Source organism: Agromyces tropicus (assembly GCF_039531345.1).
Lineage (GTDB): Bacteria > Actinomycetota > Actinomycetes > Actinomycetales > Microbacteriaceae > Agromyces > Agromyces tropicus.
Window position 1 is genome coordinate 1 of record NZ_BAAAPW010000013.1, and the last position, 1,109, is coordinate 1,109.

Sequence of the window (1,109 nt, forward strand, 5' to 3'; positions counted from 1 at the left end):
CTAGCTGTGATGTCCAAGGACGTTGTTTCGGGACACGGCCCTGATCTGCTGAAAGGCGAAGACCTCCGGTTGTGAAGTGGAGCTGTTCAAGGAACCGCTTCGACAACTGGAGGCCTTCGTGTCCCACGCTAACGCGCTGCTGACTCCGCGCGCTCGTCTTCGCCTGGCTCGTCTGATCGTCGATGACCGCTGGCCGATCGCGGTCGCGGCGAAGACGTTCATGGTCTCGGCCGTGACCGCCCGGAAATGGGCCGCCCGCTACCGCAGCGAAGGGCCGGCCGGGATGACCGACCGCTCGAGCCGGCCCCGGTCGATGCCGGCCAAGACGCCGCTGCCGACGGTCAAGCGGATCGTCAAGGCCCGGTGGCGCCGCCGACTCGGTCCGGCGCAGATCGCCGGCGAACTCGGGCTGCCGACCTCGACCGTGCACGCCGTCCTCGTGCGCTGCCGCATCAACCGGCTCAGCCGCATCGACCGCGTCACCGGTGAACCGATCCGCCGCTACGAGCACGACCACCCCGGCTCGCTGATCCACGTCGATGTCACCAAGTTCGGCAACATCCCCGACGGCGGCGGGTGGCGCTTCCTCGGGCGGGCTCAGGGCGAGAAGAATCGCGAGGCCACCGCCCGCCGCACCGGGAACCGGAACCACCGCTACGAACCGCGGGTCGGTACCGCCTACGTGCATACCGTCATCGACGACCACTCGCGCGTGGCCTACGCCGAGATCTGCGCCGACGAGAAAGCCCCGACCGCGGTCGCGGTCCTGCGCCGCGCGGTCGCCTGGTTCGCCGACCGCGGCGTAACGATCGAACGGGTGATCTCCGACAACGGGTCGGCGTACAAGTCCTACGACTGGCGCGACGCGTGCATCGAGCTCGGCATCACGATGAAGAAGACCCGCCCGTACCGTCCGCAGACCAACGGCAAGATCGAACGCTTCCACCGAACCCTCGCCGACGGCTGGGCCTACGCCCGCTTCTACGGCTCAGAGACCGAGCGCAGAGATGCCCTGCCCGGCTGGCTGCACTTCTACAATCAGCACAGGCGCCACTCCGCGATCGGAGCCCCGCCCATCAGCAGACTCAACAACCTGCCTGGACAGCACA

The 1,109-nt window shown here is 68.0% G+C and carries 1 protein-coding gene; it reads left to right on the forward strand.

Annotated elements, in window-relative coordinates; all coding sequences use genetic code 11:
- Nucleotides 1-118: 118 nt before the first annotated feature.
- The coding region (locus tag ABD230_RS19115; protein ID WP_344379046.1) for an IS481 family transposase at nt 119-1,109 on the forward strand (991 nt) is incomplete at its 3' end.